The sequence below is a fragment of the Pseudomonas campi genome (genome assembly GCF_013200955.2).
Taxonomy (GTDB): Bacteria; Pseudomonadota; Gammaproteobacteria; order Pseudomonadales; family Pseudomonadaceae; genus Aquipseudomonas; species Aquipseudomonas campi.
Genome location: NZ_CP053697.2, coordinates 4,289,884 through 4,314,496 on the forward strand (window position 1 = coordinate 4,289,884; position 24,613 = coordinate 4,314,496).

General features: G+C 63.5%; 18 protein-coding genes. 10 read left to right on the forward strand and 8 right to left on the reverse strand.

What is annotated here, in order from left to right:
• Nucleotides 1-31: 31 nt before the first annotated feature.
• The 6 genes from HNE05_RS19705 to HNE05_RS19730 all read left to right on the forward strand — a co-directional run bounded on the left by HNE05_RS19705 (nt 32) and on the right by HNE05_RS19730 (nt 9,073).
• The gene (locus HNE05_RS19705; RefSeq protein WP_173210541.1) at nt 32-3,055 is read left to right on the forward strand and encodes a glycosyltransferase; all 3,024 of its coding nucleotides are present in this window, start codon (nt 32-34) and stop codon (nt 3,053-3,055) included.
• A gap of 13 nt (nt 3,056-3,068) precedes the next feature.
• Entirely contained in the window at nt 3,069-4,916 is a 1,848-nt protein-coding gene (locus HNE05_RS19710; protein ID WP_173210543.1) for an HAD family hydrolase, read from the forward strand.
• A gap of 82 nt (nt 4,917-4,998) precedes the next feature.
• Complete coding sequence (locus tag HNE05_RS19715; protein ID WP_173210545.1) at nt 4,999-5,967, forward strand: glycosyltransferase family 2 protein; 969 nt, start codon at nt 4,999-5,001, stop codon at nt 5,965-5,967.
• Between the two features lie 286 nt (nt 5,968-6,253).
• A complete protein-coding gene (locus HNE05_RS19720; protein ID WP_173210547.1) occupies nt 6,254-6,571 on the forward strand; it encodes a DUF2388 domain-containing protein in 318 nt (105 codons plus the stop codon).
• Between the two features lie 223 nt (nt 6,572-6,794).
• A complete protein-coding gene (locus HNE05_RS19725) occupies nt 6,795-7,118 on the forward strand; it encodes a DUF2388 domain-containing protein (protein ID WP_173210549.1) in 324 nt (107 codons plus the stop codon).
• 11 nt (nt 7,119-7,129) lie between these two features.
• Nucleotides 7,130-9,073: a DUF7844 domain-containing protein gene (locus tag HNE05_RS19730; protein ID WP_240008787.1), complete on the forward strand. Its 1,944-nt coding sequence runs from the start codon at nt 7,130-7,132 to the stop codon at nt 9,071-9,073.
• Between the two features lie 6 nt (nt 9,074-9,079).
• Here the strand turns inward: HNE05_RS19730 and HNE05_RS19735 are convergent, their stop codons facing one another.
• The gene (locus HNE05_RS19735; protein WP_173210551.1) at nt 9,080-9,484 is read right to left on the reverse strand and encodes a GFA family protein; all 405 of its coding nucleotides are present in this window, start codon (nt 9,482-9,484) and stop codon (nt 9,080-9,082) included.
• Between the two features lie 74 nt (nt 9,485-9,558).
• On the opposite strand from HNE05_RS19735, the gene HNE05_RS19740 reads away from it, so the two are divergent.
• The 4 genes from HNE05_RS19740 (at nt 9,559) to HNE05_RS19755 (ending at nt 12,952) form a co-directional block, all read left to right on the forward strand.
• The gene (locus HNE05_RS19740; protein WP_240008788.1) at nt 9,559-10,479 is read left to right on the forward strand and encodes an AEC family transporter; all 921 of its coding nucleotides are present in this window, start codon (nt 9,559-9,561) and stop codon (nt 10,477-10,479) included.
• Nucleotides 10,480-10,616: 137 nt separating this feature from the next.
• Nucleotides 10,617-11,378 carry a TerC family protein gene (locus HNE05_RS19745; RefSeq protein ID WP_173210555.1) on the forward strand — a complete coding sequence of 254 codons (762 nt, stop codon included), beginning with the start codon at nt 10,617-10,619 and terminating at the stop codon, nt 11,376-11,378.
• A 196-nt stretch (nt 11,379-11,574) separates the two neighbouring features.
• Nucleotides 11,575-12,531, forward strand: a complete 957-nt coding sequence (locus HNE05_RS19750; RefSeq protein ID WP_173210557.1) for a patatin-like phospholipase family protein — start codon at nt 11,575-11,577, stop codon at nt 12,529-12,531.
• Between the two features lie 16 nt (nt 12,532-12,547).
• Nucleotides 12,548-12,952 (forward strand): hypothetical protein, encoded by a 405-nt coding sequence (locus HNE05_RS19755; protein WP_173210559.1) that lies wholly within the window; start codon nt 12,548-12,550, stop codon nt 12,950-12,952.
• A 51-nt stretch (nt 12,953-13,003) separates the two neighbouring features.
• Here HNE05_RS19755 and HNE05_RS19760 read toward each other — a convergent pair whose 3' ends face one another.
• From HNE05_RS19760 to recB, 7 genes are all read right to left on the reverse strand, one after another.
• A complete protein-coding gene (locus tag HNE05_RS19760) occupies nt 13,004-14,689 on the reverse strand; it encodes a phosphate ABC transporter substrate-binding/OmpA family protein (RefSeq protein WP_173210561.1) in 1,686 nt (561 codons plus the stop codon).
• A gap of 140 nt (nt 14,690-14,829) precedes the next feature.
• Nucleotides 14,830-15,681, reverse strand: coding sequence for a hypothetical protein (locus tag HNE05_RS19765; protein WP_173210564.1), 852 nt, complete (start codon nt 15,679-15,681; stop codon nt 14,830-14,832).
• Nucleotides 15,678-17,327 carry an AAA family ATPase gene (locus tag HNE05_RS19770; protein WP_173210566.1) on the reverse strand — a complete coding sequence of 550 codons (1,650 nt, stop codon included), beginning with the start codon at nt 17,325-17,327 and terminating at the stop codon, nt 15,678-15,680. The genes HNE05_RS19765 and HNE05_RS19770 overlap by 4 nt, the downstream gene beginning before the upstream one ends.
• Before the next feature lie 3 nt (nt 17,328-17,330).
• Nucleotides 17,331-18,083 carry a PspA/IM30 family protein gene (locus HNE05_RS19775; RefSeq protein WP_173210568.1) on the reverse strand — a complete coding sequence of 251 codons (753 nt, stop codon included), beginning with the start codon at nt 18,081-18,083 and terminating at the stop codon, nt 17,331-17,333.
• Nucleotides 18,084-18,308: 225 nt separating this feature from the next.
• Nucleotides 18,309-19,067, reverse strand: coding sequence for a substrate-binding periplasmic protein (locus HNE05_RS19780; protein WP_173210570.1), 759 nt, complete (start codon nt 19,065-19,067; stop codon nt 18,309-18,311).
• Between the two features lie 74 nt (nt 19,068-19,141).
• Complete coding sequence (recD, locus tag HNE05_RS19785) at nt 19,142-20,962, reverse strand: exodeoxyribonuclease V subunit alpha (RefSeq protein WP_173210572.1); 1,821 nt, start codon at nt 20,960-20,962, stop codon at nt 19,142-19,144.
• A gap of 85 nt (nt 20,963-21,047) precedes the next feature.
• Entirely contained in the window at nt 21,048-24,590 is a 3,543-nt protein-coding gene (gene recB / locus HNE05_RS19790) for an exodeoxyribonuclease V subunit beta (RefSeq protein ID WP_173210574.1), read from the reverse strand.
• Between the last annotated feature and the right edge of the window lie 23 nt (nt 24,591-24,613).

Below are 24,613 nucleotides of genomic sequence, written 5' to 3' on the forward strand. Positions count from 1 at the left end.
GCAATCAGGCACTAGCCGATAGAGAGTACGTATGAGTACTGAGCGCAAAAAAATTTTAGTTGTTCTGGGCATGCACCGCAGCGGCACCAGTGCTCTCACCCGAGGTCTTCAGGTGCTGAGGGTATCGCTGGGTGACAATCTGATGCCAGCCTTCGAAGGCAATAACAGTAAGGGTTTCTGGGAGGACCTGGAGATCGTTGCCCTCAACGACGCACTTCTCGCCGAACTAGGGATGAACTGGCATAGCCTGGGCTCTCTCCAACGGGAGCATGACTGGGCGGGCTTACTGGGGCACCCATTGGCCGCTCAGGCAGAAGCCTATTTGCAAGCCCAAACCGAGCAGTACCCGCTGCTCGGCCTAAAAGACCCCAGAATGACTCGCCTACTACCTTTCTGGCTGGAGATATTCAGACGCTGCAGTGTTGAACCAATCTTTCTGATCAGCAGCCGCGATCCTATTAGCGTTTCTCGCTCACTGGAAAAACGCGACGACTTCCTGCCTGGGAAAAGCTACTTCCTATGGCTAGAACATGTTCTTCCCGCCTTACTGAATACCACCGGCTACAGACGACTGGTGGTCGACTTCGACAAGTTGTTGGAGCAGCCGACCAGAGAGCTGAAACGGATTGCCCGACTTGCAGGCCTGCAGCAACCTGCAGACGCCGAGCTGAAGATCTATCAGGAGAGCTTTTTGGAAAGTGGCCTGCGCCACTACCAGCACACCCCGAATGATTTGAAGGCAGACCCTAACTTAGCTCGAGAGATTGCCCGAACCCATCAGTTGCTGCTGCAGCTGGCAACCGACGAGGTAGAGCCTGAAACTCCAGCCGTACGCACCCAGCTGCAAGAAACCGCGACCTGGCTAGACACTCTGGGCTCAACATATCGACTGGTAACTGAACAGAACGCCCGTATCGCCTTGGCCAACGAACACTTGGATAAGCTGCAGAAAGAAAACGCCCACTTACATCACGTGACAAAAGCGTTGGCTGAGACCCAGCAAGCACTGGTTGACACCCAGCAAGCACTGGTTGACACCCAGCAAGAACTGCATGATCTCTCCCGTGCTATTGAGGCCATCCGGCAATCCGCGTCCTGGCGTCTCACCCGCCCCATACGCGCCATCACAAGTAAGGCACGCCAATCCGGACAGCGCTTGAGAGGCTCGGCCAGACTGATGGCCAAACGGCTCTACCATAGACTGCCCGTAGAATTACGAGAACCCAGCCTACGCTTGGCCTACCGCTACTTCGGTATCTTTTTCCGTGGCATGGGTCATTACGAAACCTGGCGGATGGCCTGGAGTCCTGGTCAGACCAAACCTTTCAGCTTCATCTATAAGCGCGCGGGACTTGAAAGCACTGGCCGCTATCAATTGGAGCAGACGGCTTATCCCGTTTATTGCTATCTACCTCCACGCCGCACGCATGCAGTGGACAAGACACTGGCTGAGTTCAGCAGTAAGCCGCTGATATCCATCATAACCCCGGTGTACGGTATCGAACCCCACTATTTGCAGGCTTTGATCAGCTCAGTGGAGCAACAATGGTACCCCTATTGGGAGCTGATCCTCGTCGAGGATGCAGGCCCTAATTCTGCTACCCGTGACTTCCTGGCAAAGTTGAATGACCCACGCATCAAAGTAACTCTCTGCAAGAAGAACGGCGGCATTTCTGTGGCAAGCAACATTGCACTGGGCTTGGCCAATGGCGAGTATGTGGCCTTTCTCGATCATGACGATGAGCTGACGCCCGATGCGCTCTTCGAGCTAGTGAGCGCAATTAACCACCACAATCCTGACTTCATCTACAGCGATGAAGACAAAATCGACGATGCCGGCAATTACAGCCAACCGTTCTTCAAGCCAGATTGGTCACCCGATGCTCTCATGAGCATCATGTATACCTGCCACCTGGCTTGCATGCGCAAAAGCTTGGTAGAGGAGCTCGGCGGCTTACGCTCATGTTTCGACGGCGCCCAGGATTATGACCTTGCACTGCGCCTGACAGAACGCACTCAACGTATCCACCACATACCCAAAGTGCTGTATCACTGGCGCACATTACCCTCTTCGACGGCCAGCGGCCTGGATGCCAAGCCGTATGCCAGTGATGCCATGCGCCGGCTGAAGGAAGAAGCCTTGGTACGACGGGGCCTGAAAGGTAGTGTCGAGGACGTTGCAGAGATGCCGAGTCAATGTCGGGTCAACTACCTCCCAGTCGGCACGCCTCTCGTCTCGATCATCATCCCCAGCCGTGACAACACGACGATCCTGCAGCGCTGTGTCAACTCACTACTGCAGCAGACCCGCTATGGGCGCTTCGAAATCATCCTGATCGACAATGACTCCGCTACCCCGGAAGCGAGTCTGTATTTTGACCAGATAGTCCAGGATTCGCGGGTAACCGTGCGGCGTTACCCGCATCCGTTCAACTACTCAGCAATCAACAACTTCGGAGTGCGTGAGGCCAAAGGCGACTACCTGCTGTTTCTCAATGATGATACCGAAACGCTAGCCCCAGATTGGCTAGAGCGCATGCTGGGCTTTGCTCAGCTGGATCACATCGGTGCAGTCGGTGCAAAACTGCTGTTTCCCAAGAGCAACAGCATCCAACACTGCGGAGTGCTCAACCTCGCTGCGGGTCCCGGGCATGCATTCTATAACGCTCCAGCCGATGCACCGATCTACTTCGGCCGCAATATTCTGGAGTGGAACTGGCTCGCAGCCACTGGAGCCTGCCTTCTGGTCAAACGCAGTAAATTTGAAGCCATTGGTGGCTTCGACGAATCCTTCCCAGTTGCCTACAACGACATCGACCTATGCTGGCGCCTGCATGATCATGGCTTGAAGAACCTAGTGTGCAATGCCGCACGCCTGATTCATCACGAATCAGTCTCCCGTGGCGTTGACGACGAGGATCCACTCAAACTGAAGCGACTGGCACAAGAGCGCCGACGCCTGTACCAGAAGCACCCGGGTTATTTCATGCACGACCCCTACTTCAATCCGAACCTGCATGGCAGCAGCGTGAACTTCCTTGCCCAGAACTTCTGAAGGCCTGTTCCCCATGACTCAGCGCTACCAAGCCATTGTTGAGGCCTTCCGCGGTCATCTGCCGCATATTAGGGCCGTATCGTTCGACGTTTTCGACACGCTGTTTCTCAGAGTATTGCATGAGCCTGAGGCACTATTTGACCTGCTCGGGCTCAAACTGCAGATCAATGATTTCCGCCAGCAACGCATCGCGGCCCAACGCCTGGGCTTCCAGCGCATGCACAATGATGGCCGCAACGAGATTCACCTGGGAGATATCTACTCCAGCATGCCCAGCACACTGTCCAGCCTTGCCGAGCATGGTGCCTGGGAGCAACGCCTGGAGCAGTTAGTGCTGCGAGTCAACCCGGAGGTGCTTGCACTTCTAGAGGAAGCACGTGTCGCCGGCAAGAGCATAGCCCTGACATCAGACATGTATCTGCCGGAAAGCTTTTTCCGCGCTCTGGTCGAACGCGCTGGACTCAACATTGAGCACTTCCTGATTTCCTCTGCCTGCAACAGTACCAAGCGCGATAACGGAGAACTTTTCATTCAATTGCAGCAACGACTAGGTGTTCAGCCCGCAGATATCCTGCACGTCGGAGACAATCCCTTGGGCGATGTACAACGCGCCCAAGAGAAGGGGTTGCGCTGCCTGCACTACCAGGCACCAGCCTTTGTTGGCCCTGGCGACACCCTTGATGCCCTTAGCTCAATCCGTCTCGGACTATCTCGCTACGGGGCCTATTTTCCCGAAAAGAGCTGTTGGTGGCAGTTAGGTTGGCAGTTTGGTGGGCCAATCCTGCAGGAATTCCTGCACTGGATTCAGCAACAGGCACGGCTCGACCAAGTAGATCGCATACTCTTCGTATCACGCGATGGCTATCTAATGCACCAACTGCATCAATCCTCACCAGGCAAGCATCTGGATGCGTACTATCTGCGTGGCTCACGTGTGTCGTTCACGCTCGCAGGTCTGACCGAACAAAACTTCCTCAAGCACGTCACTTTTCTGATGTCCGGTGCCAATAACATCACCTTGGAAGATCTTTTTTCCAGGATTGGTCTCGATCTGCCGGATGAGCAGGTGCTAGAGGATCTGGGGTTGAGCAATGCAACCCTCCTGACAAAGAACAGCTATGAGCGCGTCCAGCAGTTCCTAATCGCCATGCGCCCGAGCTTGCTCAAATCCGCACAACAAACCCGCAAAGGCCTCTATCGACACCTTCTGGATCTCGGCATCCGCGATGGAATGCGCATTGCATTCGTCGACGTTGGGTGGAGCGGAACCACCCAACAAGCCTTCCAGACGGCGTGCGAAGGCATGTTCGCGCTAGACCTGACGGGCTATTACCTGGGGCTTTCAGAACACTCCAGCAAATTGGCCAGCCACAAGAAAATCAAGCTCCGTGCCTTCACGGAGAACACCGGCGCCAGCCACGCACAATCCCAAGCACTGTATCGAAATCGCGCCGTCGCCGAACTCTTTTTCTCGGCCCCCCATCCAACTACTATCGGCTATCGCTTGCCATCTAACGAGCCTCTGGAGTTTATTGAAGATCGGGAGCGCGGTGTTGACTATAACATTGCCACCATCGTCGAAGAGATAAACCAAGGAATTAGCGACTTCGTCATTCATTCAGAGCAGCTATATAAGGATATTGACCAAGCCGTGACATATTCTGGAGCTCTCGACAATCTCCTGCAGCTGCTGGATAACCCCAGTCAGGAGCAAGTGCGCCTTATTGGCGAGATATACAACTGGGATGCCTGGGCCAGTAGCGAAAATCATCATACTTACTTCGCCTGTGCGAGCAGACAGTCGGCAAACCACATCAAGCCAGACCTGTGGCCAGCTGGCTGGAAAGCGCTTAAAAGCTAAGATTGAAGGCTGCTATCCACTGAGGAAATGCGGCGAATTACGACAACCAATACCCATCCGCCACCTGAAAGGCCATGGATCCATGTACGTCAGCGTAGAGTCGCCGCCCCGCGAAATAGCCAAGTCCGCTTGCATAGAGCCGCGGGTTGCTATCCTGCTGGCAACTTATAATGGTGAGCGCTACCTACTTGACCAACTTGACTCGCTGCTCGCACAGACCCATCGGAACTGGGTGCTGTATGTGTCCGATGACGGGTCCAGCGATACTACTCTGAGTATTCTTGAGCAGTACCGAACTCGCATGGAGGACCGCCTGCACATACGACCGGGCCCTCGACAGGGGTTTGCCGCGAACTTCCTGTCTATGCTCGCCGCTGACGACATTACTGCCGACTATTTTGCTTTCTGCGACCAGGACGATCTCTGGCATTCGGACAAATTGGAGCGTGCAATCGTCTGGCTGCAGCAGCAGGCGCCGGAATATCCCGCCCTATATTGCTCACGAACTCGCTTGGTCAGTTCAACCGGAGTTCCTCGGGGACTCTCGCCATTGTTCTGCAAACCGCCCTCGTTCCGTAATGCCTTGGTGCAAAGTATTGCCGGTGGCAACACCATGGTCTTTAACGCTGCATTGAAAACACTTGTCTCCCATGCCGGTGATCAGCCGATTGTTTCGCATGACTGGTGGTTATACATATTGACCAGTGGCTCTAGTGGAGTAGTTAATTACGATACGATCCCATCAATTGATTACCGGCAACACAGTACCAACTTGGTTGGCTCCAACAACTCGCTGCGCAGTCGTATTAAGCGACTTAAAAGCGTCATGTCGGGAAATTTTCTGAAGTGGAATGAAATAAACTTGAATGCCATTGAGGCCTGCAAGCATCTCCTGAGCGATGAAAATCGCAGGGTATTGGAAAGCTTTGCGCGCGCACGGCATGCCAATATGCCGAGTAGAGTTATTGGCATACTGCACTCTGGCGTCCACAGACAAGGGCGCTTGGAAAATCTCGCCCTAATCGCCGCCACACTGTTAAGAAAAGTGTGACGCTTTCTTTTGGGCAACACAGTTCGGCCACCATGCCGAAAAACCCTGACAAGTCAAAAGTGCATAAACTATTCGCTCTCGCCGAACTCTTAATTGCGCTAGAACATTATCAGGATTTCAGGGTTTAACCCTGCTGCCACCCAAACAGCCCTGTGTAACTTAATTGTCAAGCCACACAACTCTCGACCTTGCTTGATCCCTGGCCAAAACTACCATTAACTATTGCGTATAGCCGGCACCACCTCGGTCGCCCCAGCCATAACCTACACGCGTCAGGAACACACACATGAAGCATCTTTCATTCACCACCATTATCACCGCACTGATGCTGACCGGCACCGCACAAGCCACCAGCTTCGTGGTCACCACCGATGCCCTCGGCAGCGCCACAGTCGGCAGTACCGACTCCACCTCGGATATCTCTTCCTCCTTCGGTGACGACAAGATCGTGCTGGCCGCCCGTGACGATGCCGCCAGCTTCGTCGCCAGCCAGGGCGAGATCCGCGGCGCGCGCCTGGAGGCCGCCCTGCAGCACATTCGCCAGCAGGTACCCCAGCTGCAAGCCGATGACCTGCAATTGGCCCAGGCCATTCTCGTTCTCTGAAGGCTGCCCGCGCCGGCTTAAGTCGGACACGCCTCTGGGAGAGTGGATTTATCCGCAATGCCGTGCAGCTTTAGCCCAGCGGGGCTAAAGGCGCTCCCACAGCAACATCGGGCAGACTGGCGCTGACCCGCGTGAACGCCGTCGCGGCAACGGGCCATCAGACTTGAACTGGTGCAGACTATTTTCGTCCAATGGATAGGTTCCCCACTTATCTGGAGTTGTCATGCGTAACCTGTTGCCCACCCTGCTCGCCGTCACCCTCTGCCTGGGTGCCTTCAACGTCCAGGCGCAAACCCTGGTGGCCACCAGCAATATCATCATCCGTGCGCTGGATCGCAGCTTCGACTTCACGTCGGACACCACCACCTCCGCTCGCGACATGAAAGTCGTGCGCGCCGCCCAGGACGATGCCGCCAGCTTCGTCGCCAGCGCAGGGGACATCCGGGGTGCAGAGCTGGAGGCCGCATTCGTCACCTTGCGTGAACGTCTGCCGGAAGCCCGCAGCGCCTCAGATCAGGAACTCGCCGAAGCCATCCTCGCCCTGTGAGGGTAGCCGTCGTGCGCTGGCTGCTGGCCGTGCTGCTGGCAACCGCCACGGCAGCCCAGGCCGAACTGCGCCTGAGCCTAGACAGTGCAGGGCTCAGCGCCGCCGAACGCCAGCTCAGTCAGCAGCTGATCGCAGAGGCCATGGCCACACTGCCGCCCAGCTTCATCCAGCGCCTCGATCGACAGATACGCGTGCGCTGGCTGGACGATCTGCCGGCCAACGCCTACGGGCGCATCAACCGTCTCGACGCCCTGAGTCTCAATGCCAACCTGCTTCCGCGCCTGCTCGACCCGCAGCAGGCCAGCGCGCCGAGTGGGCAGCCCCACGGCAACCTGCGCCGCGAAGTGCTCGCCACCATCGTCCACGAGCTGACCCACCTGTATGACCGCGCGCGCCTCTGGCCTGATGCCGACAAGAACCTGCTGCAACGCTGCCAGGCCCGCGTCTCCAGCAGCGGTATGGTCGGCCTGGCGGATGAATGCCGTGGCCAGAGCGCACGCCGTTTCACCCTCAGCGACGACCCGCGCCTGCTCGATCTGGCCGGCTGGCAACAGGCCGTCGGCAAGCGCGGTAAACGCGAGCAGGACAACGGCCAGAACAGCCGCAGCCCCGACCTGTACGAGCTGAGCAATTCGCGCGAGTTCGTCGCGGTCAACCTCGAATACTTCCTCCTCGACCCCAGCTACGCCTGCCGCCGACCGGCCCTGCAGCGCTACTTCGCCGCGCATTTCGCCTGGACGCCGGTCAAGCAGCAGACCTGCGCCGACGGCTATGCCTACCTCAACGCCGGTCGCGACTTCGCCCGCCAGCCCCTCGGCCAACTCGACCCCGCACGGGTCTACGAAGTGGACTACCTGCTCGCCGAACCCAACCAGCAGTGGGCCAGTCGCTGGGGGCACAGCATGCTGCGCCTGGTCATCTGCGCACCGGGGCGGCCGCGTGGCCCGGAATGCCGCCTGGACCTGCAGGAGCACCTGGTGCTGTCCTACCGCGCCTTCGTCGGCGACGTGCAGCTGTCCAGCTGGGACGGTCTGACCGGCGCCTACCCTTCGCGCCTGTTCGTCCTGCCGCTGGCCCAGGTGATCGAGGAATACACCAAGGTCGAGCTGCGCGGCCTGGCCTCGGTGCCGCTCAAACTGCAACGCGCCGAGCTGGAGCAACTGGTCGAACGTGCCGCCGAGCTGCACTGGAGCTACGACGGCGACTACTGGTTCCTCTCCAACAACTGCGCGGTGGAAACCCTCAAGCTGCTGCGCAGCGGCACCGGCCGCGACGAGCTGCAGGCCCTCGACAGCATCATGCCCAACGGCCTGCTGGAGATCCTCGACGGCCGCGGCCTGGCCGACCGCAGCGTGCTGGCCGACCCGCGCGAGGCGCTACGCCTGGGCTACCGTTTCGACTCCTTCCGCGACCGCTACCAGGCCATGTTCGCCGTGTTGCGCGCCCAGCTGCCGGTGCCGCAGGAGCAGGTCGAAGACTGGCTGCAGCTGCCGGCCGAGCAACGCCGCAGCTGGTTCGCCCGCGCCGACCTGCGCACCAGCGCGGCCCTGCTGCTGCTCGAACAGGCCGCCTTGCGCCGCCAGCTGCTGCTGGCCCAGGAAGACCTCAAGCAGCGCTACCTCAAAGCCCGCGAGCAGCAACAGCCCGGTTTCGGCGAGGCCGACAGCACGTTGCGGCAGATCCTCGCCAACAGCGGCTTCCTCAGCCGCCCGGCGGAGCTGCTCGACGCCGGCTACGGCCTGCCGCAGCGCAACGAATGGCAACGTCTGGAGCAGGAGAGCACGACGCGCCAGCAGACCCTGCGTCAGCTCAGCGACGACCTCGACCGCGAAGTACGGCGCCTGCTCGAACCGCAGCGCCTGGCCGAACTGGAAGCCGGCGAAGCCAACCTCAAACAGCTCGGCACGCACCTGCGAAACCTGCACAAGGCCAGCGGCGGACTGGTGCTGCCCTGATCGTCGTCAGGGGATGAACTCCTCGCCTTCTTGCGGCAAGTGCGGGTCCAGCTGCAGCCAGGGCAGTCGACTCTTCACCCAGATATGCCGCTCGGCTGGGGCCAGCTCCGGGAGGTCCAGACTGGCCACGGTGATATCCAGACTGTCCGGGCTGAGCGTGGTCAACAGCGTCAGGTGACAGCCACAGTGGCCACAGAAATAGCGCGTGCAGCTGGGCGAAGAGGCGTAGGCCGCCGGCTCACCGCTGCGCCAGCGAAAGCTCTGTGCCGGCACCGTCAGCCAGGTAGTGACGATGCCGCCACTGGTACGCCGGCAGATCGAACAGTGACAGTGCGCGATATCCTGCAGGGGCGCCTCGAAGGCATAGCGCAGCCGGCCGCAATGGCAGCCACCGCTGTAGGTATCGGTCATGGGTGCTCTCCCGAAGTGTTTCACAGACCCTAGCCTGAGCGCCGGCTTTTGCCCAAGATGACGGCTCGACCGCCGTGGAAGTCGCCGTGACCACCCTCCTTTACAGCCTCTGGCCCCTCTTTGCCCTGATCCTCGGCGGTCTCGCCCTGCGCCGCTGGAACTTCCCCGGCGAGGCCTTCTGGCCGGCCGCCGAGCGCCTCAATTACTTCATCCTGTTCCCGGCCCTGCTGTTCAGCAGCCTGGCCAGCGCACCGCTGGACAACCCGGCACTGCCGCGCCTGGCCCTGGCCGTGCTGCTCGCTCTCGGTGGTGCCTGGCTGGCCCTGCTGCTGGTTCGCCGCCTGCGCGGCTGGCCGGCGGCACGCTTTGGCGCTTTCAGCCAGGGCATCCTGCGCTTCAACACCTACCTCGGCCTGGCCGTGGTCGGCAGCCTGCACGGCCAGCCCGGTCTGGCGCTCGCGGCGCTGCTACTGGCACTGATGGTACCGGCAGTCAACGTGCTGTCGGTCTGGTCGCTCACGGCCGAACAAGGCGTCAGCGTGCGCAGCCTGCTCTGGCCAATCATGAAGAACCCGCTGATCCTCGCCTGCCTGGCTGGCGTTCTGGTCAACCTGGCCGGGGTCGGCCTGCCTGGCGGCAGCGATCGCCTGCTCGGCCTACTGGCCGCCGCCAGCCTGCCGCTGGGCCTGCTCTGCGTCGGCGCGGCCCTGCGCCCGCAGGAGCTGCATGGCGAAACCGCCGCACTGGCCTGGAACTGCGGCCTGCGCCTGCTGGCCATGCCCCTGCTGGCTTATGCAGTGGCCCATCTGCTGCAGCTGCCGTCCCTGGAAAGCAGCGTGCTGGTGCTGTTCTTCGCCCTGCCCACGGCCCCGACTGCCTATGTGCTAACCCGCCAGCTGGGCGGCGACGGCCACCTGATGGCGGCCATCATCACCCTGCAAACGCTCATGGCCGCGGCTTCGCTGCTGGCCGTGCTGTTCGTCCTGGGCAGCTGAAGTGACAGCCGGGGAAAGCTGCGCGCCGAAGAATCCTTCACCGTTCGGCGGTGAATTGACGGAAATTTCATGCAAACCTCGATAGAATCGCGCGCCCGCTCGACAGCCTGTCGACCCAACAAGACCAAGGAACCCCTATGGAATGGCTGACCAACCCGGAAATCTGGGTTGCCTTTCTGACCCTGACCGCCCTGGAGATCGTCCTCGGCATCGACAACATCATCATGATCGCCATCCTGGTCGGCCGCATGCCGCCGCACATGCAGGCGCGCACCCGCCTGTTCGGCCTGGCCCTGGCGATGATCACGCGCATCGCCCTGCTGCTGTCGATCACCTGGATCATGCGCCTGACCAGCGACCTGTTCGAACTGTTCGGCCAGGGCATCTCCGGACGCGACCTGATCCTGTTCTTCGGTGGCCTGTTCCTCCTGTGGAAGAGCAGCACCGAGATGTATCACAGCCTGGAAGGCGAGGATGAAACCGAGCAGACGCCGGGCAACACCGCCGCGCGCAACTTCATCGGCACCATCATCCAGATCGCCATCATCGACATCGTCTTCAGCCTCGACTCGGTGATCACCGCCGTCGGCATGGTTGACCATGTACCGGTGATGGTCGCCGCGATCATCGTCGCCGTGCTGGTGATGATGCTGGCTGCTGGCACCATCAGCGACTTCATCGACAAGCACCCGAGCCTGAAGATGCTGGCGCTGTCCTTCCTCACCGTGGTGGGCACCGTGCTGATCGCCGAAGCCTTCGAAATTCACGTGCCGAAGGGCTACGTGTACTTCGCCATGGCCTTCTCCCTGGCCGTGGAGGCGCTGAACATCCGCATGCGCACCGCCCGCGGCCGCAAGGAAGACCCAGTCAAGCTGCGCAAGGATATTCCGGGCGAGTAAGCCGGAGTTGCACGAATACAAAACGGGGCCGAAAGGCCCCGTTTTGCTTTCTATCCCGCGCCGGCCGCCGCGCCTATTACGATCTGCACTAACCTGGATTGCACAAAAATCTAATGCTCTTTGGCCACTAGTCCTAACTGTTCAAGTGATCGGCGCACAGTCGATCACCATTCACTACAGGGACAAGGAGGCAGTTATGAAGAAGATACTGAGCATCGACGGCGGCGGTATCCGCGGCATCATTCCCGCACTGATTCTGGCGCGAATCGAAGAGCTGACCGGCGAACCGGTGGCCGACCTGTTCGACCTGATCATCGGTACCTCGACCGGCGGCCTGCTGGCGCTGGGGCTGAGCATAAGAGACACAACCGGCAAGCCACAGTATTCGGCCAAGCAGTTGGGCGAACTCTACGAAACGCGGGGCCGCGATATCTTCCAGCGCTCCCTCTGGGACGGCATAACCGCCGGCGTGCTGGACAACGTGTATGAGGCCGATGGACTGGAGCAAGTCCTGCAGGACTATTTCAAGGACGCAAAATTCAAGGACCTGCCCCCCCAGCCAAAAGTGGCTGTGACCACCTACGATATCCGCCTGCGCAGCCCGCTATTCCTCAAGAGCTGGCATGCAAATCACCACGACATCAGGCTCCGCGAAGCGGCCCGCGCGACTTCGGCGGCACCCACCTATTTCGATCCGCTACGCCTGAAAGTCCGTGATGTGGATAGCGTCCTAGTGGACGGTGGAGTGTTCATCAACAACCCCAGCGTCTCCGGCTACGCCGAGGCGCTCAAAGAGTTCGGGCGCCAGGAGGACTTCTTCATGCTGTCGCTGGGAACCGGCGAGCTAACCCGAACAATTGCCTATGATCAGGTCGCCGGCAAAGGCAAGATCGCCTGGCTGTTGCCTCTGCTGAGCTGCATGTTCGATGGTGTTGCCGACGCAGCCGACTACCAGATGCGCCAGATATTGCCAGAGACCGCCTACTTCAGACTGCAAGCCAGCCTGGGCAAACGCGACGACCCGCTATGCGCCAACGACGACATGGACGATGCCACAAACTTCAATATCCGCAGCCTGAAGGAGATCGCCGCAAAGCTGATCTGGGAACGGGAAGGCGAGCTGGGCAAGATCTGCGATGCACTTCTGGCCTGAAGCGGAGGAAAACGGCATGGAAAGACTGGAAATCGGCCAACGCAAAGACGGTATAGAGGTGAACTCAGCATTGCGCTGGAACCGCTCCGGCATCCGCGTCATGTCGGGAGAGCATTATCAGGTACAGGCATCCCTGGACATCTGGCGGGACGCGAGCATCCCCTCGGACGCCAATGGCCAGGCGGGAAGCGCCTTGCAGAATTGCTTCAAGTGGCTGATCCGCTGCAAGGCGGCAACCTGGTTCCAACTGGTTGCCGCCCTCGGCGAATCGGATAAGCAATTGTTCCCGCTCGGCCTGGATGCCCACCTGAACATTCCGGACGGTACGGATGCAGAGCTGACCCTGTTTGCCAACGACGTTTCCCTGGCCTACGGCAACAACCGGGGCAGCGTCTGGGTCTCGCTCACCCGCCTTGCCTGAGCGGGGCAGCCGGGCGGGATTGATGCGCTCCCGCCCGGCGATCTGGGAGAGCTATTCCAGGGTGAACCACTGCACCTCGACGCGGCGGTTCTGCTCGCTGTCCTGGCCGATCGGTTCTTCCCAGCCGCGACCGACCAGCTCGATGCGGTCGTCGGCGATACCGGGGTGGCGGGCCAGCAGGGCCTCCTTGACCGACAGGGTGCGCTGGCGCGACAGCTCCATGGCCTTAAGCGCCATGCTCTTGACCAGCGCCGGGCCGCCCTGGCGCTCGAAGTCGGCGACCATGGCGTTGTCCACGTGGCCGCGCAGCAGGACGATGGAGCCGGGGCTGACCTGGAGGAATTTCTTGATGGTGTCCAGGTAGTCCTGGTTGGCCTTGGCCTGCTTGTCCAGCGCGGCCGAGTTGGCCTCGAAGAAGAAGCGGATGTCCTTGCTCAGCAGCGCGTCGCCTTCCAGGGCGACCTTGCCGCTGGTGCGGATCGGCGCGATGGAGATGCTCTGGCCCTTGAACTGGCCGCCGGCCTCCAGCGCCTTGAGGTGCTGCACATTGGCGAAGCGCGCCGGGTCGGCCGGGTTCTTGATCAACGCGCCGTAGGCCAGCACCGAGGACTGGAAGATGCCCTGGAAGGAGCCGGCCGAGTCGATGCTGCCATCGAAGAAGGCGAGGTTTTCCGGCAGGTTGCTCAGGTGCACCTTGGCCAGTTCGTCGAGGGTTTCCTGCTGGGTCCAGCCGAACGCCTGGGCGACCACACCCGCGTGGGTCTGCGGATCGTCACGCAGCAGGCGGTTGCCTTCCAGCAGGCCGTGGACCAGGCCCTTGACCTTGTCCGGATGGGCCGTGGCGAAGCCCTTGTTCACCACCAGGATGTCGGCGACCACCAGCAGGTTGCGGTTGGATACCAGCATCTTCGCCGCACCCGCAGACTCGGCGACCACTTCGTCGGTACGCGGCGACCAGCCGACGCAGCCATTCAGACGGCCATTGCCACTCAGCTCGGCGGCATAGGCATCGCAGGCGATGAAGGCGTCCTCGTAGAACACCAGGCCCAGTTCGTTGGCTGCCGGGCGACTTTCCAGGTCGCGCAGGACCTTGACCGGCACGCCGGCCTCGGAGGCCAGGTAGCGAATGAAGAACTCGCTTTCGTTAAACTGGCTGGCGCCGAGCACCTTGCCCTTGAGCTGGTTGATGCTGGCGATATCGCTGTCCACCACCACCTGATCGGCGCCACGGGAGAAGGCGATCTGCGCCGGCACCGTGACTTCGAACTGGCGGCCGAGCACGGCCAGCACATCGGCGGTGGTCGCCACCGCGGCCATCTGGCCGTTGTTCAGCGCCGACCATTCCTCGCTCTCGCCCTTGTTCAGGCGCACCTGGAAACCGTACTGCTTGGCGAAGATCGACTCCGGGTTGGGCGCCAGGCCGCCGTTGGCGACGATCAAGCCGCCGTAACCGGCGTACTCGCTCATGTCGATGTCGATGATGTTGTTCTTCATCTCGTAGGGCGCGGCCGACTGCAGCACCGGCGTACCGATGACCGGCTCGGCCGGCTCGGGCACCGCCACGCCGCCACCGAGACTGCTCGGCAGGCTGCTCAGCGGGCTGTCGCCGCCCTGCTTGAGCATGTCCTTGCTGACCAGCCAGCCGCCGAGGCCGAGCAGGCCAAGCACCAGCACGATGGTCAGCAGCTTGCCGGCGGCATTGCCGCGTTGGCGCTGCAGGAACGAGGATAAATACATGACGTGTCTCCCTGTCGGTTGCGAGCCGAGGGCCCGCCATTCTGTGTGCAAATCTTCGCGGTGGCGTCAGCCGTAGCCTGGATGCAATCCAGGAAACCCCACACGTAATCCCCCGGATTGCATCCGGGCTACCCGCCCAGTCAGTGTTTGACGGCTTCCCTGGTGAGCGGCTTGCCGCCCTCCTGCAGCACGTAGCTTGGCAGGCTCTGTTGTTCGTTGAGTTCGAGCACGCCGAGCAGGTCGCGCTGGTCATTGAGCCAGCGGCTGGCCTCGTTGAACGAGGAGGTCAGGGCGTTGAGCGCTGTGCCGATCTGCTCCTCGTCGGTGGCCAGCAGGGTCTGCTCGCGGATCAGGGCGATCTGCTGGTCGATGCGTGCCAGCTCGGCGTCCACATGCTCCTTGCGCCGCAGCCCTTCGGCATGGGCGGCCTGGCGCGCGTCGATCACCTGCTTCTGCTGTTCCAGGCTGCGCCGCAGCTCGTCACCCAGGTCGCTGGCGGCCAGGCGCTGGTCGATCTGCTCTTCCTGACGCTGCAGTTCGGCGCTGTCCTGGGCAGCGGTGTCGACCACCACGCTGAGCGCCTGCCCGGCCACCAGCAGGCGCAGGTTGAGCCACACCAACTGCTCCAGGCTGTCGGCGTGCGAAGCCATCAGCGGCGAACGGGAGAGCAGCTGCAGCACCTCGCGGGCGCGGCCTTCGATGCGCTGCTGGCGCTGGCGCTGGCTGTCACCGAGCTGGGCCAGGGTGTTTTCGTAGCGCTGCTCGGCCGGATCGACCCGTACTTCGCCGGCATCCACCGCATTGCGAAAGCGCTTGCTGCTGGCCAGCAGGCCCAGGTAGGCCAGCTCCAGCCCGGCACCCAGCACCCAGAAACCGGGGCTGATGAACGCGCCGAGCAGGCCCACGGCAGCCAGCGCCAGCCAGTTCGGCGGCAGCGGCATGCCCAGCGGACGGGCATTGAAGGCGGACCACAGATAACGCCCGACACTCATGGACTGACGCTCTCCTGGGCCAGGTGACGCAGCGTTTCGGGGACGAAGGCGACGTCGGTGGCCTCGCGGATGGCGAGAATCATCTGCTGGCGCAGCACCTGCTCCGAGACCGGCGGCTGGTAACCCTGCAGGCACTGCTTGAGCGCGGCCAGGGCCGACAGCTTGCTGGTGCGCACCTGGCGGTAGATCTTCACCGCCAGCGCCTCGGCGGCGCCGGGAGTGAGCAGCAGCGGCAGGTCGAGCTTGACCAGTTCGGCCTGTTCCAGCTTGAGGTCGAAGCGCTTGAGCAGGGCCTTGAGCAGCGCCGCGCTTTCCTCGACCGTGGTGCTCGGCAGCAGTGGGATCTTCACGTCGACCCGGCCAGGGCGCTTGAGGTCGACTTCGATCAAGTCCGGGCGCGAGGAGGCGAGAATCCAGATCACCTTGCCGCGGTTGTCGGCGTCGCCCATCTCCTGGGCGATCATCGAGTAGATGCGCCCGGACAGGCCGCTGTCGCCGCTGCCACCATCGCGCTTGCCGAGGGTCTGGTCAGCTTCGTCGATGAATACGATGCAGCGGCCGAGGCCGCGGATCAGGCGGAAGATCTTCTCCAGGTTGCCTTCACTGGAACCGACCCAGCGATCGCGGAAGTTCTTCAGTTTGACCACCGGCACCCCGGCCTCGCCGGCCAGGCACTCGACCAGGTAGGTCTTGCCGGTACCCACCGGGCCGCAAAAGATGTAGCCCTTGGGCAAGGCGCGCAGATCACTGGCCTGCCACAGCGCCATGTCCTGGCGCAGCCAGGTCTTCAGGGCGTCCTGGGCGTGATAGTCATCGAGGGTACGCTCAGACTCGATGAATTCGACCAGGCCGGCGCTATCGGCCTCGACCAGTTCCTTCTTCGCTTCGGCCCAGTCCTGCGCGCCGAGCACCTGGCCCTGGTGGGCGCGGCGTTTGACCAGGCTGGCCAGGGCGCTGAGGCTGACCCCGGCCAGGGCCTGCACGGCACCGGCATCCTCGGCGGCGAACGCCTGGGGGTGCTCGACCTGCAGCTGCGCCAGGCACTGCTGCAGGCTGGCGGCGTCCGGCAGCGGCACTTGCACCCGGTCGATGCGCGGGTTATTGGCCACCAGCGGGTGCAGGTCGTTGAGGTTGTCGGCCAGCAGCAGGCTGGCGAAGGCCATGTCGCAGAACGGCGGCTCGGCGGCCCAGTCACGCACCAGGCTGGCCAGGCTGGCGGTGGCGAAATCGCCCTGCAGGCTGGCCGGCAGCAGCAGCTCGGCGCCACGCAGAATCACCGCCACATGCTCGCTGTCGCCGCGGCCGAGGGCCCGCAGGTTGGCGCGGTAGCGCAGGTAGCGGCTGATCAGCTCGACCGCCTCGCGCGGGTCATGCGGCCAGGGCTGGATCTGCGCCGCGGCCGGCCATTCGGCAAAACGCTCACCGCCGCGCAGCAGGCTCAGGCCATTGCCCGGGTCGTAGAGGAAGACGATATCGAAGGCGGCGAGCAGCTTGGCGTCCAGGTAACGGGTCAGGCTGACCAGGCGGCCGTCCAGCGGGAAGCGGTCGGCGACGTTACCGTACAGCACGAACTGGCCATGGGCGCCACTTTCATAGGCCAGGCGCAGTTCGTCGAGCCAGTTGGGTACTTCCTGTGCCCCACTCATGGCCTACTGGCTTTCCGACTGCGGATTGCTACCCATGCTGCGATTGGCCTCGGGGGCCACGCTGGCTTCTGCGCCAGGCAGGGCAATGCCTTCCTTGGCCGCGAACTCGGCCAGGGCCTGATCGGCGAGGGCGTCCATCTCGGCTTCCTTGATATTCACTTCGCTCATGTCCATCGAATCGCGGGCCATGCGCGCGCGGCCGGCGGCCTTGGTGCGCTCTTCCTCGACCATCTCGTGCAGGCGGCTGAGGGTGTCGCCCGAGCCGCCGATGGTGCTGACCATGCCGGCGGCCATCTCGTTCATCTCGGCCATGGCGGTCTTCATGCGCATGTCGTTGATTGCGCCCTTGAGCGCCTCGATCTTGCTGCGCGCGGCATTCACCGCGACTTCGCGGGCCTTGGTCAGGTTCTGGTAGGTCTCTTCGGCCTGGGCCAGTTGGCGACGATTCTCTTCCAGCTCGCGGGCCAGGCTCTGCAGGCGCAGGGCGTTCTGTGCGGCGGCGGATTTGTTACCAGCACGCAGGTGCGCGGTGGTGCGCGCATGCAGCTCACGCTCCTCGGTTTCCTGCTTGCGCACCTGGCTCATCAGACGCTCGGCCAGGCCGGCGTGGGCGGCCAGGCCCTGGTTGAAGTTGGCGATCTGCTTGCGCAGGTTCTCCTGCTCCAGTTCCAACAGGGCTTCCGGGTTCTTGCGCTCCATGTCCTTGATGAACAGGGAGAAAATGCCTTTGAAGACATTGGCGAGGCGGCTGAACATGAACAACTCCTTGCGATCTGCGTGCAATCCATCGTGCACCGGCGCCACGGCCGGCAGGGCTTGGCGCATTCTTCGCGAGCGGGCGGGCAGATGCAACCGGGGCAGGCGAGTTTAGCCAAGTGACCTGCCGACACTTGGCGACAAGTCACGTCCTATCGAGATAACTGGATCTATGCCGGTATAGCGGCTGTTGCCCCAGATAAGCCGAGAGCGGGCCAACTACCGTCACGGCCCGGTTTGCGCATTCAGGTAGTTGATAACCAATTGTTCGTACTGGTTGCTCGTGCGCAGCGACGCCAAGCCACGGTTGAACACGGCGATAAGCTGCTCGGCTCGAGGGTGCTGACGAGACACCAGAAGGTGCAGGCTGGTTGCCGGGAAGGTGCTCTTTGAGCGGTGGAACTGGCTAGGCGCAGCACCTGCCTGACTGAGCGCGCCTGCACCGATCATGCTATCGGCAACAAAGACATCATCGCGGTTGAGCAACAGCAGACGGGCACACTGGGGCAGCCCTATCGGGGAGTGACGCGTCAGCAAGCCCTGTTCGATCATCTGGTCAATCGCCGGCGGCAACTGCCAACCCAGGGGGTAACACAGACGTTTACCGGTCAACGCGGCCAGGTTACTGACTTCGTAGACTTCTCCTGCGCGACTGAACAGATGCTGTTCGATCACCGTGATAGGTTCGCTGTACAGATAGTCCTGTCCACGCTCAACCGTGTAGACATAGGGAAAGGTGGCGTCGTATTCAGCCTTCAGGGTCATTTGCATACCGCGGTTCCAGGGGTGCCACTCCAGCTCGGTTTTAACCTCGACCTGAGCCAGCGCGGCCTGCACCACCTGCGTCAGCAGCCCACCCCCGGACAACTGCTGGCCGGTGAACGGCGCATAATCGTCACCGGTTACTAAACGCATGGTTTCGGCGGATGCCAGTGCCGGGCGGCACAGACAAGCAAGCAGCAAACACAGCACAACTCCACGCATGCGCATTCCTTAACCTGGCAAACCAAGGCCGAGCTGAGCGGGATTACCCGCCCCGTATTCAAGGTGCTATCAGCTTAGCCAAACAAGTCCAACTGTCCCTGCGCCGGTGGTACACCAGGCCGCACCTCTTGCATCCCCAAGCGCTCGGCCAAGCCCGCCGCGCGTTCGGCCTTGGTGTTCACCGCCTCGCTCAGGCGCGCCGGCAGGCCCCAGATTTCCACCTTGTGCTTGGCGCGGGTGATGCCGGTGTAGAACAGCGCGCGGGTCAGCAGCGGGCTGGGCAGTTCGGGCAGGGCCAGCAGCACTTCGCTGAACTCCGAGCCCTGACTCTTGTGCACGGTCATGGCGAAGGCGCTGTCGTGGCTGGGCAGGCGCGCCGGGGCGAAAGCGCGGTAGCCGTCCTCGCCTTCAAAATAGACGCGCAGGCCGTGCTCGCCGTGCAGGCACAGGCCGATATCGCCGTTGAACAGGCCCAGCGCATAGTCGTTCTGCCGCACCATCACCGCCCGGCCGGGGTACCAGCGCTCGCGCTCGGCCAGGCTGTAACGCCGTTTGATCCGCGCCTCCAGCGCCTCGTTGAGGCCGCTGACGCCCCACGGCCCTTCACGCTGGGCGGTGAGGGCGCGGAAGGCATTGAAGGCGGCGAAGGCCTGGGCCGGATCGCCCGCGCGGGCGGCCTGCAAGTAGGGGCGATAACCCTGGTCCAGGCGATCCAGCAGCTCGGCCGGGGTCGGCGCACCCTGCCAATGCAGGTCGGCGCGCTGTTCCTTAAGCAGGGTCAGCGTGCCGGCGGCATCGCCGCCGTTGATCCGTCGCGCCAGCTCGCCGATGCCGCTGTCGCCGGCGAAACGGTGGCTGTGGCTCAACAGCACCACGGCGTCGCCCAGCCTGGAGCGCGGCGGCTCGACCGGCACGGTTTGCCCGGTGATGCGCTGCAGCTCGGCCACCGCCTGGGCGTCGAAGCCACGGCCCTCGCACAGCTCGGCGAACACCGCGCCGGCTTCCACGGCGGCGAGCTGGTCCTTGTCGCCGAGCAGGATCAGCCGCGCGTGCGGCGGCAGGGCATCGACCAGCTTGGCCATCAGCGCCAGGTCGACCATCGAAGCCTCGTCGACCACCAGCACGTCCAGCGCCAGCGGCCTCGCCGCATCGTGGCGCACCTTGGGCGTATCGCCACGGCTGCCGAGCAGGCGGTGCAGGGTGCGTGCCTCCTCCGGCAGGGCCGCCTTGATCGCCTCGCTGACCGGCAGCGCCGCCTTGGCGTTGCGGATCGCCTCGGCCATGCGCGCCGCCGCCTTGCCGGTGGGCGCGGCCAGGCCGATGGCCAGCTGGGCGCCGCCCGGCTGCTCAAGCAGGGCAGCGAGCAGGCGCACCACGGTGGTGGTCTTGCCGGTGCCGGGCCCGCCGGAGATCACCGCCAGGCGCCGACGCACCGCCTGCGCGGCGGCCAGGCGCTGCCAGTCGGGTTGCTGCTGGTTGAAAGCGAACAGACGCGCCAGGCTCTCCGTCAGCACGCTTTCGTCGACCTCTGGCAGATCGCTGGTACGGGCCAGCAACTGATTGGCCAGCTGGCTTTCATAGGCCTGGTAGCGGGCCAGATAGAGGCGCGAACCATCGAGGATCAGTGGGGCGAAGGCGCCGGGTGCGCCGCCCAGCGCAGAGGCTTCCAGCTGCGTGCGCCATTCGCCCAGCGCTGGCAGGACGAAGGCGAATTCCGGCCAGGGCCGCTGTCCGGCCAGGCGCGCCAGCGGCAGGCACACATCGCCCTTGCCCAGCGCCTCACAGCACAGGGCGGCGGCGGCCAGCACGCTGTCCGTTGCCGTCGGGTCGAGACGGCGCAGGCTATCGACCAGCGCTCGCTCCAGCGGGCCAAGGGGCAGATCCAACAGACTCATCGCAACCACTCCAGACCAGCCGTAGCCCGGATGCAATCCGGGAGCGGAATTCCCCGGATTGCATCCGGGCTACGCACGCGCCGCATCACTGGCCCTCCGCAAACAGTTGGTCCAGCGCATCCAGCAATTCATCACTGGGCCGGGCGAAATACACCCCGGCCTGGGGCATGCCGCGCAGGAACAGGTAGTAGGCGCCGCCGAGCTGCGCGTTGTCGAAGTCGGCCAGGCGCTGACGCAGGAAGCGCCGCAGCGCCACCAGATAGATCAGGTACTGCAGGTAATAGTGCTCGCCAGCCAGGGCCTGCAGCAGGCGCTCGCCGCCGTAGTGGCTGGCGTCCGGGCCGAGCCAGTTGGACTTGTAGTCGAGGATGTACCAGCGCCCGTCATGCTCGAAGGTCAGGTCGATAAATCCCTTGAGAAAGCCCTTGAGGCTGTCGAACTCCAGGCGTTCGGCGGCCTGGCGTAGCGGCTCGGCCAGGCCCATGGCCGGGTCGACGAGGATCGCGCGCAGGCGCTGCACGTCCAGGTCGGCCACCGGGAAGGTAAAGCCCAGCTCGGGCAGACGCCGCGCTGCCTGCAAGCTGGAGAGCGTCAGGCCGCTGCCGTCCAGGTCGCTGTCCAGCACCTGCTGCAGATGAGCACTGGCGATGGCCGTCCACAGCTCGGCGCTGATGCCGTGGGCGCTCAGCGCCGGTTCGACCAGGTCGGCCAGGGGCGCCTTGCCGCGCGCCCAGTCTTCGAGGATGGCGTGCAGGCAGGTACCGGCGCGGGCGCCGCGGGGGAAGGCGAAGAAGCCGCTGCCCGGCTCGCTGGCATCCGGCATCACTAGGCCGTCGCGATCCGGCGCTTCCATATGCATGCCGGCGGCCAGGCCGGAGAAGCTGCCGATGCGCCAGGCGCTGTGCAGGCTGCGCTGGAACTGCTGCAAGCGGGCCGGCGGCGCGGCGCGCTGCTCGCCGGCGGCATTGGCCTCGCGGTTAAGCAGCGGTACGCGGGCGATCATCCCTGTGCTGCCCTCGGCCAGCTGATCCAGCTCGCTAGCCAAGGCGCCGGCGGACTTGTCGTTGAGGTGGCCGGCCAGCTCAGCCAGGGCGTCGGCGCCGCCCAACTCGCGGCCGTGCAGCAGCCAGGCCAGGGCGCTGCTGTGCAGGCCTTCGTCGGGCAGGCCGCCATCCTTCTTCGGCTTGGGCACGGCGACCGGGCCCCAGTGCAGCCACAGCCGGTGCTCGGCGCGGGTCAGGGCCACGTAGGTCAGGCGCAGCTTCTCGGCAAACTGTTCGCGCCGCGCCGTCTGCAGGCGCTCGTCGAGGCGGGCGCTGCCGAGGTCGAGCAGCGGCTGGCCGTGTTCGTCATGGCAACGGGCGCTGTCGGTGTGCTGGCCGAGCAGGCGGCCGTCCCACAGGAAGGGGCAGAACACCAGCGGGTATTCCAGGCCCTTGGAGGTGTGGATGGTGACGATCTGCACCCGCTCGGCATCGCTTTCCAGGCGCAGCAGGGCATCCTCGCCGGCGCCCTCGCTGCCGCGCTGGCCGTGGAACCAGGCGAGCAAGGCTTCCAGGCCGGGGCGCTGCAGGCTCTCGGTCTGCAGCAGCTCGGCCAGGTGCAGCAGGTTGGTCAGCCGGCGCTCGCCGTCGATACCGGCCAGCAGGCGCTCGGCCACCTGTTCCTGATCCAGCCAGGCGCGGAACACGCGCATAAAGCCGTGCTGCTGCCACAGCTGGTGGTACTGCTCGGCGTCGGCGCGCTCCTTGTCCCAGGCGCGTTCGTCGTCCTGGCAACGCGCCAGCTGCGCGGCATCGCGGCCGAGCAGGCGGCTGGCCAGGGCATAACGCAACACGCCCTCGCGGCCCGGCTCGGCATAAGCGGCCAGCACCGCGGCCAACTCGGCGGCTTCTTCGCTGTGCCACACACTGTCGCGGCCGCGGCGCACGCTGGGCACGCCACGGGCGGCCAGCTCCTCGGCGATGCTGGCCGCCTCGCGATGGCTAGCCACCAGCACGGCGATATCGCCACCGCGCAGCGGGCTGCGCACGCCCTTGTCATCGAAATAGGCTCTGCCCTCGCCACTGGCGGCCAGCAAGCCGGCGATGCGCTGGGCGGTGTCGATGGCGGCGATCTCGCCGGCGCGGCCCTTGTTCAGGCCATCGTCGCCCAGCCAGACCAGGGCCAGCGGCGCACCGTTGGCTTCGTCCGGCAGCACCAGATCAGCCCGCGACTTTTTCCCGGCGCTGACCCGTGGGTAATCCAGACCCTGTTCGGCGAACGGCTGCGGACGGTCGAACAGGCAGTTCAGCGCGTCGATCAGCTGCGGCGTGGAACGGAAGTTGAACGGCAGGTCGTAACGCCGCGCGGCGGCATCGCGGGCGGTGAGGTAGGTGGCCAGATCGGCGCCACGGAAGGCATAGATTGCTTGCTTGGGGTCGCCGACAAAACACAGGTCGCCGCCCTCGCGGTAGATGCGATCGAAGATCTGGTACTGCACCGGATCGGTGTCCTGGAATTCGTCGATCAGCGCCAGCGGGTATTGCGTGCGCAGGGTCATGGCCAGGTCGCCGCCGGCCGGGCCGTGCAGCGCTTCGTTGAGGCGGTTAAGCAGGTCGTCGAAGGCCAGCAAGCGCTGCGCCGCCTTGCGCGCCGGCAGTTCGGCGTTGAGCTTATCGAGCAGCTCGACCTGCAGGGCGATTAACCGCTGACGACCGGCCGGTACGGCGACACCGAGCGCCTCGGCCAGCAGGTCGAAGGCCTCGGCAAGGGCACCCTGCGGCGCGTCGAAGCCTTTCTTGGTGGCCTTGTGCAGCGCCGCCGCGCCGAACTTGACCAGGCCATCGGGCTGCTCGAACAGCGCCGCCGGGTCGGCGAGATAGGCGTCCAGCTCGGCCGTCCAGACTGGCAACTTGCCCAGCTTGTGGGTGCTCTGGCTCAGCCCGCCATGCTCGCGCAGCAAGGCGACGAAAGCCGCGCCCTGCTCGCGCCACAGCTGTTCGGCGCGCTCCCAGGCACTGCTGGCGGCATTCAGCTCGTCGCCGCTCAACGGCTCGCGCGGCTCGATACGCAGGTAGGGTTTCCCCAGGTGGCTGCGCAAAGCCTGGCGCAACGTGGCCGGGGTGACTTTCTGCTTGGCCAGGAAGCGCGCCCAGGCCGGGTCGGCCGCCGCCAGCACATGGCGCCAGGCATCGGCGAGCAGGGCGTCGAGCACCTCGCGGTCATCCTGAGTCAGCTCGCTGTCGAAGTCGCCACCGGCCTCGAACGCGGCGTCCTGCAGGGCGCGCTGGCAGAAGCCGTGGATGGTGAAGATGGCCGCCTCATCGAAACCGTGCACGGCCAGCAGCAGACGGCGGCGTGCCTCTGCGCCGGGATGACGGCTATGCAGCTCGCTGAGGAATGGATCATTACTTGGCGTGCCTTCATAGAGCGCTAGCAGCTCGGCCAGGCGCGCGCGGATGCGCTCGCGCAGCTCGGCGGTGGCGGCGGTGGTGTAGGTAACCACCAGGATCTGGCTGACACTGAGCTGCTGCTCCAGCAGCAGGCGCGCGTACAGCGCGGTCAGGGTCCAGGTCTTGCCGGTACCGGCGCTGGCCTCGATCAGCGAGCGGCCGCTGAAGGAGGAGGTCTGCAGGTCGAGGCTCATGCGTCCAACCCTTGCGGTGAAGT

Coding starts and splice junctions, on each gene's coding strand:
- HNE05_RS19705 (WP_173210541.1), top strand. CDS start 32: ATGAGTACTGAGCGCAAAAAAATTTTAGTTGTTCTGGGCATGCACCGC.
- HNE05_RS19710 (WP_173210543.1), top strand. CDS start 3,069: ATGACTCAGCGCTACCAAGCCATTGTTGAGGCCTTCCGCGGTCATCTG.
- HNE05_RS19715 (WP_173210545.1), top strand. CDS start 4,999: ATGTACGTCAGCGTAGAGTCGCCGCCCCGCGAAATAGCCAAGTCCGCT.
- HNE05_RS19720 (WP_173210547.1), top strand. CDS start 6,254: ATGAAGCATCTTTCATTCACCACCATTATCACCGCACTGATGCTGACC.
- HNE05_RS19725 (WP_173210549.1), top strand. CDS start 6,795: ATGCGTAACCTGTTGCCCACCCTGCTCGCCGTCACCCTCTGCCTGGGT.
- HNE05_RS19735 (WP_173210551.1), bottom strand. CDS start 9,484: ATGACCGATACCTACAGCGGTGGCTGCCATTGCGGCCGGCTGCGCTAT.
- HNE05_RS19745 (WP_173210555.1), top strand. CDS start 10,617: ATGGAATGGCTGACCAACCCGGAAATCTGGGTTGCCTTTCTGACCCTG.
- HNE05_RS19750 (WP_173210557.1), top strand. CDS start 11,575: ATGAAGAAGATACTGAGCATCGACGGCGGCGGTATCCGCGGCATCATT.
- HNE05_RS19755 (WP_173210559.1), top strand. CDS start 12,548: ATGGAAAGACTGGAAATCGGCCAACGCAAAGACGGTATAGAGGTGAAC.
- HNE05_RS19760 (WP_173210561.1), bottom strand. CDS start 14,689: ATGTATTTATCCTCGTTCCTGCAGCGCCAACGCGGCAATGCCGCCGGC.
- HNE05_RS19765 (WP_173210564.1), bottom strand. CDS start 15,681: ATGAGTGTCGGGCGTTATCTGTGGTCCGCCTTCAATGCCCGTCCGCTG.
- HNE05_RS19770 (WP_173210566.1), bottom strand. CDS start 17,327: ATGAGTGGGGCACAGGAAGTACCCAACTGGCTCGACGAACTGCGCCTG.
- HNE05_RS19775 (WP_173210568.1), bottom strand. CDS start 18,083: ATGTTCAGCCGCCTCGCCAATGTCTTCAAAGGCATTTTCTCCCTGTTC.
- HNE05_RS19780 (WP_173210570.1), bottom strand. CDS start 19,067: ATGCGTGGAGTTGTGCTGTGTTTGCTGCTTGCTTGTCTGTGCCGCCCG.
- recD (WP_173210572.1), bottom strand. CDS start 20,962: ATGAGTCTGTTGGATCTGCCCCTTGGCCCGCTGGAGCGAGCGCTGGTC.
- recB (WP_173210574.1), bottom strand. CDS start 24,590: ATGAGCCTCGACCTGCAGACCTCCTCCTTCAGCGGCCGCTCGCTGATC.